Genomic DNA, 13,881 nt, shown 5'->3' with positions numbered 1-13,881 from the left:
CTGACCACCGCCGCCTCCAATAAAAACGAGAGAGGCTACAACCGTGATCGACGCCCTGAACCACTTGCCGCGCCCCCGGGCCGGCGCCGACCAGCTGGCCGAGGCCTTCAGCGACCTTGCGCCCCCGCTCACCGCCCGCCAGGCCGCCGTCGAAAGCGCACGCTGCCTGTACTGCTACGACGCGCCATGCGTCAACGCCTGCCCCAGCGAAATCGACATCCCCTCGTTCATCCACCGCATCAGTGACGAGAACCTGCAAGGCGCTGCCGAGCGTATCCTTTCGGCCAACATCCTCGGCGGCAGTTGCGCCCGGGTGTGCCCCACCGAGATCCTCTGCCAGCAGGCCTGTGTGCGCAACAACGCCCAGGAATGTGCGCCGGTGCTGATCGGCCAGTTACAGCGCTACGCCCTGGACAACGCGCACTTCACCGCTCACCCGTTCCAGCGCGCGCCGGCCACCGGCAAGCGCATCGCCGTGGTGGGGGCCGGCCCTGCCGGGCTGTCCTGCGCCCATCGCCTGGCCATGCACGGCCACGACGTGGTGATCTTCGAAGCGCGAGAGAAAGCCGGCGGCCTCAACGAATACGGCATCGCCCGCTACAAGCTGGTGGACGACTACGCCCAGCGCGAAGTGGAGTTCCTGCTGGGCATCGGTGGCATCGAGATCCGCCACGGCCAACGGCTGGGCAGCAACCTGTCGTTGACCGAGCTGCACGACCAGTTCCATGCCGTGTTCCTCGGCCTGGGGCTGGATGCCGTGCGTCAGCTGGGCCTGGCGGATGAAGAAGCCCCCGGCCTGCTGGCCGCCACCGAATACATCCGCGAACTGCGCCAGGCCGACGACCTCAGCCAACTGCCATTGGCCGACCGCTGCCTGGTGATCGGCGCCGGCAACACCGCCATCGACATGGCGGTGCAGATGAGCCGCCTGGGCGCGCGCGACGTCAACCTGGTGTATCGCCGGGGCGAGGCCGACATGAGCGCCACCGGCCATGAACAGGAGATCGCCAAGCACAATCAGGTGCGCCTGCACACCTGGGCACGGCCGGATGCCGTGTTGCTCGATGACTCAGGCCGGGTGCGCGGCATGCGCTTCGTGCGCACCCAACTGGTCGATGGGCGCCTCGACGACACCGGCGAGACCTTCGAGTTGGCCGCCGACGCAATCTTCAAGGCCATCGGCCAACGCTTCGACGACGCCAGCATCAGCGACCCGCTGGCCGCGCAACTGGCCCGCGATGGCGAGCGCATACGCGTCGATGGACACCTGCAGACCAGCCTGCCGGGCATCTATGCCGGCGGCGACTGCACCGCCCTGGGCCAGGACCTCACCGTCCAGGCCGTGCAGCACGGCAAGCTGGCCGCCGAAGCCATCCATGCCCAACTCATGCTCAATGTGGAGGCTGCGTAAATGGCCGACTTGTCCATCGTATTCGCCGGCATCAAGGCGCCCAACCCATTCTGGCTGGCCTCGGCGCCACCCACCGACAAGGCCTACAACGTGGTCCGCGCCTTCGAGGCGGGCTGGGGCGGGGTGGTGTGGAAGACCTTGGGCGAGGACCCGGCAGCGGTCAACGTGTCGTCGCGCTACTCGGCGCACTACGGCGCCAACCGCGTGGTGCAGGGCATCAACAACATCGAGCTGATCACCGACCGTTCGCTGGAGATCAACCTGCGTGAAATCACCCAGGTGAAGAAGGACTGGCCCGACCGGGCGCTGGTGGTGTCGCTGATGGTGCCGTGCGTCGAGGAGTCCTGGAAGTTCATCCTGCCGTTGGTGGAGGCTACCGGTGCCGACGGTATCGAACTCAACTTCGGCTGCCCCCACGGCATGCCCGAACGCGGCATGGGCGCTGCGGTCGGCCAGGTGCCTGAGTACGTGGAGCAGGTCACCCGTTGGTGCAAGATCCATTGCTCGTTGCCGGTGATCGTCAAGCTCACCCCCAACATCACCGACATTCGCCAGGCAGCGCGGGCGGCCCATCGTGGCGGTGCGGACGCGGTGTCGCTGATCAACACCATCAACTCGATCACCAGCGTCGACCTCGACCGCATGGTGGCCCACCCGATCGTTGGCGATCAGAGTACTCACGGTGGCTATTGCGGTTCGGCGGTCAAACCGATCGCCCTGAACATGGTCGCCGAGATCGCCCGCGACCCCGAGACTCGGGGCCTGCCGATATGCGGTATCGGCGGCATCGGCAACTGGCGCGATGCCGCCGAATTCATGGCCCTGGGCAGTGGCGCGGTACAGGTGTGCACGGCGGCGATGCTGCATGGTTTTCGCATCGTCGAGGACATGCAGGACGGCCTGGCGCGCTGGATGGACCAGCATGGCCACCGCAACCTGGACGCTTTCCGTGGCCAGGCGGTGGGGCACACCACCGACTGGAAGTACCTGGACATCAACTACAAGTCGGTGGCGCACATCGACCAGGCCGCCTGCATCGGCTGCGGGCGCTGCCACATCGCCTGCGAAGACACCTCGCACCAGGCCATCGCCAGCACGCTCAAGGCCGACGGCACCCATGCCTACAGCGTGATCGAGGAAGAGTGCGTGGGCTGCAACCTGTGCCAGATCACCTGCCCGGTGGAAAGCTGCATCGACATGCAGGCGCAGGACACCGGCAAGCCGTACATGAACTGGACCCAGGATCCGCGCAATCCCTACCGTGAGGTGGGTTGAACCGGGACTTTCACATGTCTGACGCCATGCACCAAGGCGGGCAGCGGTACCCTCACAGGCATAATTGGCCCGAAACAGATGTGGGAGCTGCGGTTCGCCGCTGCGACTTGCCAGCGATGCGCCGCGCGGGCGGCGCTCGATCTTGAGAGCGCTGCACCTCTATCGCCCTGCGTCTGGTAGCCCACATGCGATTTCAAGACAGGCCCTTGGGCGTCACACCGCTGGGCCTGGGTAATCAGGATTGGGTAATGGCCACCAAGTGCATGGCGGGATATTGGGTGAAGGCCACCAGGTGCCTGCCGGTGTTTTTGCAGCGCCTATGAGATCGAGCGCCGCCCGCGCGGCGCATCGCTGGCAAGTCGCAGCGGCGAACCGCAGCTCCCACATTTGTTTCGGGCCAGTCTTTCCTGTGCCATCACCTGGTCCGCCTTGTTGGTACGACGCGGTTTTGGCGTGGTCGCTAACGCTGCATCACATGACTCAAGACATGCACCAAGGCGGGCAGCGGTACTTTCACAGGACTCATTGGCCCGAAACAAATGTGGGAGCGGCGGTGCGCCGATGCGACTTGCCCCGCGATGCGCCGCGCGGGCGGCGCTCGATCTTGAGAGCGCTGCACCTCTATCGCCCTGCACCTGTTGGCCCACATACGATCCCAAGGCAGGCGCCGGGTGCCACTGCTCGAAGCAGGCCTATCGCGGCAGCAATGCCAGGGCGCAGTGGCAGGCACTGCGCAGGGCCGCCGCGGGTACGCCATCGCGTGCCTGCACCGAGATGCCATGGAGAAAGGTGGCGTAGAAATGCCCCAGGGCCTGCACATCGGCATCGGCCGGCAACTGGCCCTGCTCGCGGGCAAGGCTTAGCCGGGCAATGATCGATTCGCCGCGCTGGCGACGGTGATCCGCCAACCACTGCTGCACCGCGACGTTGTCCGGTGCAACGCCGCTGGCCGCGCTTACCACCAGGCATCCCTTGGGCTCGTCGGCACGGGTATAGGTAGCGACGGCGTCCTCGAGCATCTGCTCCAGCGCCTGGTGGATATCCGGCAGGGCCAGGGCACGGTCGGCAAAACCGCCTTCGGCCGATTCGTACAGTGCCACGGCCTCTTCGAACAGTTGCTGCTTGCTGCCGAAGGCTGCGTAGATCCGCGCCGAGGCGATCCCCAGCTCGGCGACCAGCGCTGCCATCGAAGTGCCTTCGTAACCGTGTTCCCAGAACAGCCGCAGCGCCTTGCGCAGTGCCTGTTGCTTGTCGAATTCCCGAGGTCGTCCTGCCATTGCCTGTCTGCCCGAATGCGCCAAACGGCCATTCTAGCCAATTCGCGATTGACGGGCAGCGTCGATCACGCCTATTGTTTGTCGATCGACAAACAATAGGATGGATTCCATGAAGACGCTCAAAGGCCCAAGCCTGCACCTGGCGCAATTCAGCAGTGACAACCCGCCGTTCGACTCGTTGGACAGCATCGCCGGTAGGGCCGCGCAGTTGGGTTTCAAGGCCCTGCAGGTCCCGGCCTGGGATGCTCGCCTGTTCGATGTGGCCCTGGCCGCGCAGAGCAAGGGGTACTGCGACGAGATCAAGGGGCAGTTGGCAGGGCACGGCCTGCAGATCAGCGAACTGACCACGCATATGTTCGGCCAACTGGTCGCGGTACACCCGGCCTATGACCCCCTGTGCGATGCGTTCGCGCCTGCTTCGCTGGCGGGGCGGCCGGCGGCCCGCACCGACTGGGCCATCGAACGGATGAAGCTGGCAGCGCGCGCCAGCCGCAATCTGGGCCTGGCCGACATGGGTACGTTTTCCGGGGCCTTGGCCTGGCCTTATCTGTTCCCCTTCCCGCAGCGCCCGCAAGGCCTGGTGGAGGCTGCCTTCGAAGAGCTGGCGCGGCGCTGGCGGCCGATTCTCGATGTCTGCGACGAGCAGGGCGTGAACCTGTGCTTCGAGATCCACCCGGCCGAGGACCTGCACGACGGCACCAGCTTCGAGCGCTTCCATGCCCTGGTGGGTGAGCACGAGCGCTGCCGTATCCTGTTCGACCCCAGCCATTTCGTGCTCCAGCAACTCGACTACCTGGCCTATCTGGACCTGTACCACCCGTTGATCCGCATGTTTCACGTCAAGGATGCCGAGTTCAATCCGAGCGGCCGGCAGGGTGTGTATGGCGGCTACAGCGACTGGGCCGAGCGCGCCGGGCGCTTCCGCTCATTGGGCGATGGGCAGGTCGACTTCAAGGCGATCTTTTCCAAGCTGGCGCAGTACGACTTCGATGGCTGGGCCACCCTTGAGTGGGAGTGCTGCCTCAAGGACCAGGAGGTCGGGGCCCGGGAGGGCGTCGAGTTCATCGACCGACACATCATCCAGGTCACCGGGCAGGTCTTCGACGACTTTGCCGGTGCACCGCTCGACCCTGGGCAGATCCAGCGCATGCTGGGGCTTGCGGCGGCTGGCAACGCAGTGGGAGCACGGGCATGAATGCAGTCAGCGCAACCCGGGACGACGCGTTCGCCCATGTCTATGTGCAGGTGGACGGGCTGCGCATCCACTGCGCCGTGGCGGGGGAGGGCGAGCCCGTGCTGCTGGTGCCCGGCTGGCCGCAGACCTGGTATGCCTGGCGCCATGTGCTGCCTGCGCTGGCCGCGCGAGGCTTCAAGGCCATTGCCGTCGACCCGCCCGGCCTGGGTGACTCGGACCGGCCCGAACAGGGCTACGACACAGGCAACGTCGCCCGCCTGTTGCATGCGCTCATGGCGCAGCTGGGGCATGAGCGCTATCACCTGGTCGGTCATGATGTGGGCATGTGGGTGGCCTACGCCTTGGCCAGCGATCAGCCGCAAGCGGTGCGCTCGCTGGCGGTGGCCGAGGCGGTGATACCAGGTTTGGCGGCGGCGCCGCCGATCTTCGTCGATCCGCAGGAGAACATCTTCCTCTGGCACTTCCTGTTCAACCAGGTCCGCGACCTGCCGGAGTTCCTGATTGCCGGGCGTGAGGAGGGTTACTTGAATTTCATGTTCGATCGCTGGGCGATCCAGCGCCATGCCGTGGCATCCGATGTCTATATTCGCGCCTATTCGTCACCCGGCGGGATGCGAGGTGGGTTTGCCTACTACCGGGCGATTCCTGAAACCATCCGGCAGAACCGCGAGCGTGCTGCCCGCCCGTTGCGCATGCCGGTGTTGGCGATCGGTGCCGAGCACGCCACCGGCGATGCGCCGTTGCAGACCCTGCAGGGGCATGCGCAGACGGTGCATGGCGTGATCCTGCCAGGCTGTGGGCATTTCGTGATGGAGGAGGCGCCAGACTTGTTCAACGAACACCTGCTGGCATTCCTGCAGGGCCCGGCGGCCAGTCGCTGAGCGCTGTGCTCAGGGTTCCAGCCCGATACCGCGCAGGATGACGCTGGTCACGGTCTGTACCGCGCTTTCGAAAGCCAGGTCGGACAGCGGTTCGCCGCGGTTGAGCAGCGTCACCTGGTAACCGAAATCCGCATAGTGCTGGGTCGCTGCCCAGATCATGTACAGCAGCGCCGAGGGCTCCACCGGCAGGATCCGTCGATCTTCCACCCAGCCACGGATCTTGGCTTGCTTGAGTTGCGCCCAGGGCACCAAGGTCTCGTCCAGGGTCGGGCCGAGCACCGGCGCGCCGTGCAGGATCTCTTCCGCCCAGAGCTTCGAGCCCAGTGGCCGAGAGCGCGAATGGCCCATCTTGGCGCGGATGTAGCTGGTCAGTACCACGCGTGGGTCGTCGAAACGCTCGAAACACAGCGCGTCCTGCTTCCACACATCCAGCAAGTCCTGCAGTACCGCGCGGTACAGCTCGTCCTTGGTACTGAAGTAGTAGTGCAGGTTGGAGCGCGGCAGCTGCGCCTGCTCGGCGATGTCGCCCATCGAGGTGGCGCCGTAGCCTTTGGCGGCGAACACCTGCTCGGCGGCCTGGAGGATCTTGTCGATGTTGCGCCGACGGATCTCGATCTTGTGGTTGGCCATGGGCTGTCCGTGGTGACCTGAACAGGGCAAGGCTAACAGCTTTGCAGGGCGTGTGGTGAAGGCTTCGCGGCCATCTGCTAACGTGCGCGCATTGCCCCGCCGAGTCCCGCGCCATGCCCTTCGCCGACAACCTGATTGCCTTCACCCTGGCCGCCACCTTGCTGACCCTGACACCCGGCCTGGACACCGCGCTGATCCTGCGCACCGCCGCCGTGGAAAGCCGCCAGCAGGCACTGCGCGCCGCGCTGGGCATCAATGCCGGCTGCCTGCTGTGGGGCGCGGCGGTGGCCTTCGGCCTGGGCGCGCTGATTGCGGTGTCGGAGCTGGCCTACAACCTGCTCAAGTACTGCGGCGCCGCCTACCTGGCCTGGCTGGGGGTGAACATGCTGCTGCGCCCGCGCCAGTCGATGGCACCGGCTGGCGAGCAGGCGCCCCCCACCGGCAACTGGTTCGTCAAGGGCATGCTGGGCAACCTGCTCAACCCCAAGGTCGGCATTTTTTATGTGTCCTTCCTGCCCCAGTTCATCCCCCAAGGCCAGCCGCTGGTGGCCTGGACGTTCGGCTTGGTGGGTATCCATGTGCTGCTGGGGCTGCTGTGGGCGACCGGCCTGATCGCCGCCACCCGGCCACTGGCCGAGGTGCTGCGCCGCGAGCGGGTGATTCGCTGGATGGACCGCTGCACCGGCCTGGTGTTCGTGCTGTTCGCGGCGCGGCTGGCGTTGAGCAGGCGCTAGACCAGCGGCAGATAGATGTCGGTCTGCCACTGCGCCTGCGGCGTCTGCGGGTACACGCTCAGGTAGTGGAAGAACAGCGGGTGGTCGCGCAGCTCTTCGCCGCTGGCCGGCAGCCAGTCACGGTAGAGCGGGTAGATGGTCTCGCCGATATGGTCCGGTGAGCCCACATGCCGCACCACGGCGCAGCGCCCGCCGGGGATGACCAGCGTTCGCACACCGAATGAATTGGCGGCCACTTCGGCATCGACCTCGCCGCAGATGGCGAAGCGAAAGTCCTCTGGTGCGGTGGTATCGGGATTGTTGTAGGGAATGCCGAAGGTGCGCTGGGTGGCCACCGGCGACTCATTGCCATGGGTGCGCCATTGGATGAAGCGGCCCACGGTGGCCGGCAGTTGCGCGGGTGGGCCAAGGTGTTCCAGGGCGGCCACCCGGGTTTGCGTGAAATCGACGATACGGACTTGCATGCTGATGCTCCTGGCAAAGTGGGGAATGCGAAATGCCGTGTTCCAGGCGCGCCAGTCCGGCGCCCGGCGAAAGGCGCTCGGCGACAGTGCGAAGTCACGCCGAAAGGCACGGGCGAATGCCTCCGGGCTGTCGAAACCGGCATCCAGCGCTACCTGCAGCACCGCCAGCGCCGGGTCGGCGGCCAGCGCGTGGCCGGCACGGCGCAGGCGCATCAGTTGCACGTAGCGCGCCACCGGCACACCGATATAGGCGCTGAACTGGCGGTGAAAGTGGTGCACCGAGAAGTTCGCCACCTGGCTCAGGCGCTCCAGCGACAGGTCGCCGTCGAGGTTGCCCTCGATATGCGCGAGCACGGCGGCGAAGCGTTGGTCGTAGGGGCGGCTGGGCGGGGGGCGGGACATCGGTGAAGACTCCTGGGGTCACGGGCAGGCACAGGATGCGATAGGCGGCGCGGGGTACGCCTAGCCGGGTTTGCTCAGCTGGCGCTGCTACGCGCCACAAGTATGGGTGAGCCTAGGATCCCGCCGGTAACGGCGGGCCCGGACTTTTGAGCAGGGCGAGCAATGCGCGATTGGCCTGTGTGTCGACGCCCGCACCAGGCGTCCAGGCTGTGACCGGCATGTTTGCGAGGAGGCCAAATAGCCCGCCTTATAACATCGAATCCCTCTGCTACCCTTGCCACTCAGCACCGAAGCTGAAATCAGTCGCTTGCGGTTCAAGCGTTCACCTCCCGGGCTTCGACTTACCTATTTCGAGCGGTATGACCCACCTGGGAGGTGTGAATGCGTACTCGATTTTCCTGCGTCCTGGCCGTAATGCTGGCGTTGCATGGTGTCCCTTCGCTCGCCGAGACGGCGGCCCCCGGCCCGGCGGCGCCCGAGCCCGCCGCCACCAAGCAGGCGGTGTTCACCCAGGAGCAACTGGACCAGATGCTCGCGCCTATCGCCCTGTACCCCGACCCGCTGCTGGCGCAGGTGCTGATGGCCAGCACCTACCCGGGCGAGGTGGCCGAAGCGGTCACCTGGTCGAAGGCTCACCCGGACGCCAAGGGTGATGACGCGGTCAAGCAGGTGGCCAGCCAGCCCTGGGACCCCAGCGTGCAGGCGCTGGTGGCCTTCCCCCAGGTGCTCGCCACGCTGGGCCAGGACCCGGTCTGGGTGCAGCGCCTGGGCGATGCGTTTCTGGCCCAGCCGGACGACCTGATGAACGGCGTACAGCGCCTGCGCCAGCAGGCCAAGGCCGCCGGCAACCTGCAGAGCAACCAGTACCAGAACGTCACCGTGCAGGCCGCGCCGGCCAGTCAGAGCGCCCCGGCCAGCAACCAGACCATCATCATCCAGCCCGCCGATCCGCAGACGATCTACGTGCCCACTTACAACCCCACGACCACCTACGGCACCTGGGCCTACCCGGCCTCGCCGCCGGTCTACTATCCGCCGCCGCCGGCCTATTACCCGGGCCAGGCGCTGGTTGCCGGGTTGGCCTTCGGCACCGGGGTGGCGATCGTCGCCTCGCTGTGGGGCGACTGCGACTGGAACAACCATGACGTAGACATCGACGTGAATCGCTACAACAGCATCAACCGCAATAACCAGATCAACAACATCAGCAACAACAAGTGGCAGCACAACCCCGTGCACCGCGACGGCGTGCCGTACCGCGATGCCCGCAACCGCGAGCAATACGGCCGCCAGCTGGACGGCGCGCGCGACCGCGCCGCCTACCGTGGCGACGATGCGCAGCGTGCAAGGGCGCGGCAGAACGCGCTCAGTTCGATGGACCGCCACGGCATCGAGCGGCCCGCCAGCAACAATGTGCAGGCCCGCGAGCGCATGCGCGAGGCACAGGCCGAACGCAACAACAATCCGCGCCTGGCCGAACGCCGCCAGGACGCGCCACGCGCCAACCAGGGCGGGCAGCTCAACCAGCGTCGCCAGAACGAAGGCCAGGCCCGCCAGCAGGTGGCGCAACGCCAGAACACTGGTCGTGCCCGCAACAATGCCTTCGATGGCGTGCGCGCGCCGTCGAGCAGCAGCGCCCAGGCCAGCCGCGGGCGCACCAGCCAGGCCTTCGCCCAGCGCGGCAGCGCGCCGCGCGCCAGCGGGCAGCAGGTTTCCCGTCCGAGCTTTTCCGGCGGGCGTCAACGGGGAGGAGGCCGCCGATGAACACGCGCATCTTGAGTGCCTGGTGGCTGGCCGCCAGCCTGGCCTGGCCCAGCCTGGCGACGGCCCAGGAAGTGTTCGCCACCCCGCAGGCGGCCGTCGACGCCTTCGTTGCCGCGCTGGGTACCCAGCCACCTGACGAAGCACGTTTCGGCAAGCTGCTCGGCGAGGACTGGCGCACCTACATACCGCGTGGCGGGGTGCAGCACCGCGACGTCGAGACCTTCCTCGAGCAGTACCGCGCCGAACACCGCATCGAACACACCGGCGAGCGTGGCGCGGTGCTGGCGGTGGGGCGCGACGGCTGGACCCTGCCGATCCCCCTGGCCAAGGGCGCCGAAGGTTGGCGCTTCGACCTCAAGGCAGGTAGCGCCGAGATCCGTGCCCGGCGCATCGGCCGCAACGAACTGGCGGCGTTGCAATCGATGCTGGCCTACCACGACGCGCAGATGGAGTACGCCAGCCAGGACCGCAACGGCAACGGCGCGCTGGAGTACGCACGCAAGATCTTCAGCACGCCCGGCGAGCACGATGGCCTGTACTGGGCCGACGAAAGCGATGGCCAGATCAGCCCGCTGGGCCCGTTGTTTGGCCAGGAGGAAGCCGGCGATGACTGGCATGGCTACCACTTCCGCATCCTCGACGCCCAAGGGCCATCGGCACCCGGTGGCGCCTACGACTACTTGATCGGCGACCGCATGATCCGCGGCTTTGCCCTGGTCGCCTGGCCAGCCCGTTACGACGACAGCGGGGTGATGAGCTTCATGATCAGCCACGACGGCGAGGTGTTCGAAAAGGACTTGGGGCCCGACGGCGAAAAAGTGGCCCGGGCGATGAAAGAGTTCGACCCGGACAGCAGTTGGACGGCGGTGGCGGTGCAGGGCAAGTAGTGGGCTCCCGGTAAGGGTGATCATCCAGCCCGCATCGCCGGCAAACCGGGTTTTGGGGTTCAGGGGAGGGCACACATGCCAAATGACGGCAGCCTGTTGCAGGCGACGGTGGTTTTCCTGCTGGCGGTGGTGCTTCTGGTACCACTGGCCCAGCGCCTGAAACTGGGGGCGGTGCCGGGCTACCTGCTGGCCGGCATTCTCATCGGCCCGTCGGTGATGGGGCTGATCGACAACCCGCACAACGTCGCACGGCTGTCGGAGATGGGCGTGGTCATGCTGTTGTTCGTCATCGGCCTGGAACTCTCGCCACGGCGCTTGTGGACCATGCGTCGGGCGCTGTTCGGCATCGGTTCGTTGCAGGTGGGGCTGACCGCGCTGGTGCTCGGGCTGCTGGCCTGGCTGCTGTTCGGCCAGGCCCCGGCCACCGCCGTGGTGCTGGGCCTGGGCTTGGCGCTGTCGTCCACCGCCTTTGGCCTGCAAGTGCTGGCCGAGCGTAAAGAGCTGGGCAAGCCCCATGGCCGCCTCGCGGTGGCCATTCTGCTGTTCCAGGACATCGCGGCCATCCCCCTGATCGCCGTGGTGCCATTGCTCGGTGGTGGCGTCGGGACCGCCGACGAAGGCAGCTGGCCGCTGCTGGCGGTACTGTTGGGTATCGGGGTGGTGGTGATCGCCGGGCGCTACCTGCTGCGCCCGGTGTTCCGCTGGACGGTGGGCAGTGGCCTGCATGAGCTGTCGACCGCCACCGCGCTGCTGCTGGTGCTGGGGACGGCCTGGCTGATGGAGCATGTCGGCGTGTCGATGGCGTTGGGCGCGTTCCTCGCCGGGGTGCTGGTGGCCGAGTCGGAGTTCCGCCACGAGCTGGAGTCGCAGATCGAGCCGCTCAAGGGCCTGTTGCTGGGGTTGTTCTTCGTGGGTGTGGGCATGACCGCCGACCTGCGCCTGCTGGCCGGCATGCCGCTGCAGGTGCTGGGGTTGACCGTGCTGCTGGTGGCCCTCAAGCTGCCGCTGCTGTGGGGCATCGGTCGCCTTTTCGGCGGCCTCGACCGGCCCCAGGCGCTGTGCCTGGCGGTGGTGCTGGCGTCCGGGGGCGAGTTCGCCTTCGTGGTGTTCAAGCTCGGCTTGCAGCACCAGGTGCTGGAGCAGCGGGTGCACGATCTGCTGGTGCTGGCCATCACCCTGTCGATGGCCCTGGTACCGCTGGTGATGATGGCCCTGGCCCGGCAGTTGCGCCCGGCCGATCAGGCCGACCTGACGCAGGAACCGCCGCAACTGGAAGACGCCCCGCAGGTGGTGATCGCCGGCTTTGGCCGCCTGGGGCGTGCCATCGGGCGCATGCTGCATGCCGAAGGCATTCGCGTGGTGGCCCTGGACGCCACGGCTGAAGCCCTCGCGCGCAAGGCCCGGCCACGCGGCGATGGCCCCACGGTGTTCTACGGCGACCCGTCGCGCTCGGAAATCCTGCGCGCGGCGAAGGTCGACCAGGCCGCGCTGGTGATCGTCGCCGCAGATGACGCGCAGAGCAACCAGAAGACCGTCGACGTGCTCGTGCACCTGTACCCCAAGGCCCAGGTGATCGCCGCCGCACGCAATCACCGCGATGTGCTGCGCCTGCTCGACCTGGGGGTCAACCCGGTGCGCGAGACGTTCCATTCCAGCCTCGAGATGGCCCGTCGCGCCTTCATTGCGCTGGGCCGCAGCGAGGCGCAGGCGGCCGCCTGGGTGCAGCGTTATCAGCAGCAGGAGGCGCACTGGCTGCTCGAGCAGCATCGCCAGGGCACGGCGCTGGATGAGGAGGGACCACCCGCCACCGACCGAGCCGAACCCCCGGCCGCCACCGTGATTCGACCAGGAGATGAAGGATGATGCCGAGTTTCAAGCTGGACAGAGAACTGTCGCGCGGGATGCTCGATGTGTTGATCAAGGCCGGGCTGGTGGCGGCGCTGGTGCTGTTCGCCTACCGGGTGTTCCAGCCGTTCCTCGACCTGATGCTCTGGGCGGTGATCCTGGCGGTCACCCTGTACCCGCTGCATGGCCGGATCAAACGCCTGACCGGGATGCGCGAGGGCTATGCCGCGACCCTGGTGGTGGTGTTGCTGCTGCTGGTGCTGCTGGTGCCGATCTATCTGGTGGTGGCGTCGATCATCGAGTCGATAGACAGCCTGACGAACCTGGTCAAGAGCGGCGCCTGGCAAGTACCCCCCCCCCCGGACTCGGTGGCCGGCTGGCCGCTGATCGGGCCACGGCTGCACGACGTCTGGCTGGCGGCGTCGCAGAGCCTGAGCAGCGTGCTCGCCAACCAGACGTCCAACCTCAAGAGCGCCGCCCTCGCGGTGCTGGGCGCCGCCGCCAGCGCGGGTGGGGCTTTGCTGATGTTCATCGGCGCGATCATCATCGGCGGGGTGATCATGGCGTTCGGCGAGAACGGCCAGCGCGCCGCGCTACGCATCGCCATGCGCGTGTCCGGCGAGGAGCGCGGCAAGCCCATCGCCAGGTTGTGCACGTCGACCATCCGCGCGGTGGCCCAGGGGGTGATCGGCATCGCCTTCATTCAGATGCTGCTGATCGGCGTCGGTTTCGTGGTCAAGGGGGTGCCGGCCGCCGGCATGCTGGCGATCGTCATCCTCATACTGGGCATCGCCCAGGCCCCGGCGACGCTGGTCACCCTGCCGGTGATCGGCTACGTGCTCTACAGCGAGGGCTTCAGCCTGGTGACCATCGTGTTCGCCGTGTACACCTTCGTCGCCGGCCTGGCCGACAACGTGCTCAAGCCGCTGCTGCTGGGCCGTGGGGTAGACGTGCCGATGCCGGTGGTGCTGATCGGCGCCCTGGGCGGGATGGTGGTGCAGGGCATCATCGGCCTGTTCCTCGGCCCGGTGATCCTGGCGGTGACCTACAACCTGTTCTGGCAGTGGGTGGACCAGCAGGTCCCCGCCCGGCCCGACGAGCCTGCGGTGTGAGCGG

At 67.0% G+C, this 13,881-nt stretch carries 12 protein-coding genes; 9 read left to right on the top strand and 3 right to left on the bottom strand.

Annotated elements, in window-relative coordinates; translation table 11 throughout:
- Window positions 1-43 precede the first annotated feature (43 nt).
- Window positions 44-1,411 (top strand): NAD(P)-dependent oxidoreductase, encoded by a 1,368-nt coding sequence (locus EJA05_RS16760; RefSeq protein ID WP_125859100.1) that lies wholly within the window; start codon window positions 44-46, stop codon window positions 1,409-1,411.
- Window positions 1,412-2,686: an NAD-dependent dihydropyrimidine dehydrogenase subunit PreA gene (preA, locus tag EJA05_RS16755; protein WP_110994707.1), complete on the top strand. Its 1,275-nt coding sequence runs from the start codon at window positions 1,412-1,414 to the stop codon at window positions 2,684-2,686. It abuts the gene before it with no gap.
- Window positions 2,687-3,378: 692 nt separating this feature from the next.
- Here preA and EJA05_RS16750 read toward each other — a convergent pair.
- Window positions 3,379-3,963, bottom strand: coding sequence for a TetR/AcrR family transcriptional regulator (locus EJA05_RS16750; protein ID WP_125859099.1), 585 nt, complete (start codon window positions 3,961-3,963; stop codon window positions 3,379-3,381).
- Between the two features lie 109 nt (window positions 3,964-4,072).
- Here EJA05_RS16750 and EJA05_RS16745 point away from each other — a divergent pair, with 109 nt between their 5' ends.
- Both EJA05_RS16745 and EJA05_RS16740 read left to right on the top strand, forming a co-directional pair.
- Window positions 4,073-5,158 (top strand): sugar phosphate isomerase/epimerase family protein, encoded by a 1,086-nt coding sequence (locus EJA05_RS16745; protein WP_125859098.1) that lies wholly within the window; start codon window positions 4,073-4,075, stop codon window positions 5,156-5,158.
- On the top strand, window positions 5,155-6,039 hold the full coding sequence (locus EJA05_RS16740) for an alpha/beta fold hydrolase (RefSeq protein WP_125859097.1): 885 nt from the start codon (window positions 5,155-5,157) through the stop codon (window positions 6,037-6,039). The genes EJA05_RS16745 and EJA05_RS16740 overlap by 4 nt, the downstream gene beginning before the upstream one ends.
- A gap of 9 nt (window positions 6,040-6,048) precedes the next feature.
- On the opposite strand, the gene EJA05_RS16735 is transcribed toward EJA05_RS16740, so the two are convergent.
- Complete coding sequence (locus EJA05_RS16735; RefSeq protein ID WP_125464514.1) at window positions 6,049-6,669, bottom strand: TetR/AcrR family transcriptional regulator; 621 nt, start codon at window positions 6,667-6,669, stop codon at window positions 6,049-6,051.
- Between the two features lie 113 nt (window positions 6,670-6,782).
- On the opposite strand from EJA05_RS16735, the gene EJA05_RS16730 reads away from it, so the two are divergent.
- A complete protein-coding gene (locus EJA05_RS16730) occupies window positions 6,783-7,403 on the top strand; it encodes a LysE family translocator (RefSeq protein WP_125859096.1) in 621 nt (206 codons plus the stop codon).
- Here the strand turns inward: EJA05_RS16730 and EJA05_RS16725 are convergent.
- The gene (locus tag EJA05_RS16725) at window positions 7,400-8,269 is read right to left on the bottom strand and encodes an AraC family transcriptional regulator (protein WP_125859095.1); all 870 of its coding nucleotides are present in this window, start codon (window positions 8,267-8,269) and stop codon (window positions 7,400-7,402) included. The genes EJA05_RS16730 and EJA05_RS16725 overlap by 4 nt on opposite strands.
- A 381-nt stretch (window positions 8,270-8,650) precedes the next feature.
- On the opposite strand from EJA05_RS16725, the gene EJA05_RS16720 reads away from it, so the two are divergent.
- The 4 genes from EJA05_RS16720 (at window position 8,651) to EJA05_RS16705 (ending at window position 13,877) form a co-directional block, all read left to right on the top strand.
- Window positions 8,651-10,033, top strand: coding sequence for a DUF3300 domain-containing protein (locus tag EJA05_RS16720; protein ID WP_125859094.1), 1,383 nt, complete (start codon window positions 8,651-8,653; stop codon window positions 10,031-10,033).
- Window positions 10,030-10,920, top strand: a complete 891-nt coding sequence (locus tag EJA05_RS16715) for a DUF2950 domain-containing protein (protein WP_125859093.1) — start codon at window positions 10,030-10,032, stop codon at window positions 10,918-10,920. The genes EJA05_RS16720 and EJA05_RS16715 overlap by 4 nt, the downstream gene beginning before the upstream one ends.
- Before the next feature lie 75 nt (window positions 10,921-10,995).
- On the top strand, window positions 10,996-12,783 hold the full coding sequence (locus EJA05_RS16710; protein WP_125859092.1) for a monovalent cation:proton antiporter-2 (CPA2) family protein: 1,788 nt from the start codon (window positions 10,996-10,998) through the stop codon (window positions 12,781-12,783).
- Window positions 12,780-13,877 carry an AI-2E family transporter gene (locus EJA05_RS16705; RefSeq protein ID WP_125859091.1) on the top strand — a complete coding sequence of 366 codons (1,098 nt, stop codon included), beginning with the start codon at window positions 12,780-12,782 and terminating at the stop codon, window positions 13,875-13,877. The genes EJA05_RS16710 and EJA05_RS16705 overlap by 4 nt, the downstream gene beginning before the upstream one ends.
- The last annotated feature ends 4 nt before the right edge of the window (window positions 13,878-13,881 follow it).

It is taken from the genome of Pseudomonas oryziphila (assembly GCF_003940825.1).
GTDB classification, from domain to species: domain Bacteria; phylum Pseudomonadota; class Gammaproteobacteria; order Pseudomonadales; family Pseudomonadaceae; genus Aquipseudomonas; species Aquipseudomonas sichuanensis.
This window is presented reverse-complemented; position numbering and strand designations above follow the sequence as displayed.

Coding starts and splice junctions, on each gene's coding strand:
- EJA05_RS16745 (WP_125859098.1), top strand. CDS start 4,073: ATGAAGACGCTCAAAGGCCCAAGCCTGCACCTGGCGCAATTCAGCAGT.
- preA (WP_110994707.1), top strand. CDS start 1,412: ATGGCCGACTTGTCCATCGTATTCGCCGGCATCAAGGCGCCCAACCCA.
- EJA05_RS16720 (WP_125859094.1), top strand. CDS start 8,651: ATGCGTACTCGATTTTCCTGCGTCCTGGCCGTAATGCTGGCGTTGCAT.
- EJA05_RS16705 (WP_125859091.1), top strand. CDS start 12,780: ATGATGCCGAGTTTCAAGCTGGACAGAGAACTGTCGCGCGGGATGCTC.
- EJA05_RS16725 (WP_125859095.1), bottom strand. CDS start 8,269: ATGTCCCGCCCCCCGCCCAGCCGCCCCTACGACCAACGCTTCGCCGCC.
- EJA05_RS16735 (WP_125464514.1), bottom strand. CDS start 6,669: ATGGCCAACCACAAGATCGAGATCCGTCGGCGCAACATCGACAAGATC.
- EJA05_RS16730 (WP_125859096.1), top strand. CDS start 6,783: ATGCCCTTCGCCGACAACCTGATTGCCTTCACCCTGGCCGCCACCTTG.
- EJA05_RS16750 (WP_125859099.1), bottom strand. CDS start 3,963: ATGGCAGGACGACCTCGGGAATTCGACAAGCAACAGGCACTGCGCAAG.
- EJA05_RS16740 (WP_125859097.1), top strand. CDS start 5,155: ATGAATGCAGTCAGCGCAACCCGGGACGACGCGTTCGCCCATGTCTAT.
- EJA05_RS16710 (WP_125859092.1), top strand. CDS start 10,996: ATGCCAAATGACGGCAGCCTGTTGCAGGCGACGGTGGTTTTCCTGCTG.
- EJA05_RS16715 (WP_125859093.1), top strand. CDS start 10,030: ATGAACACGCGCATCTTGAGTGCCTGGTGGCTGGCCGCCAGCCTGGCC.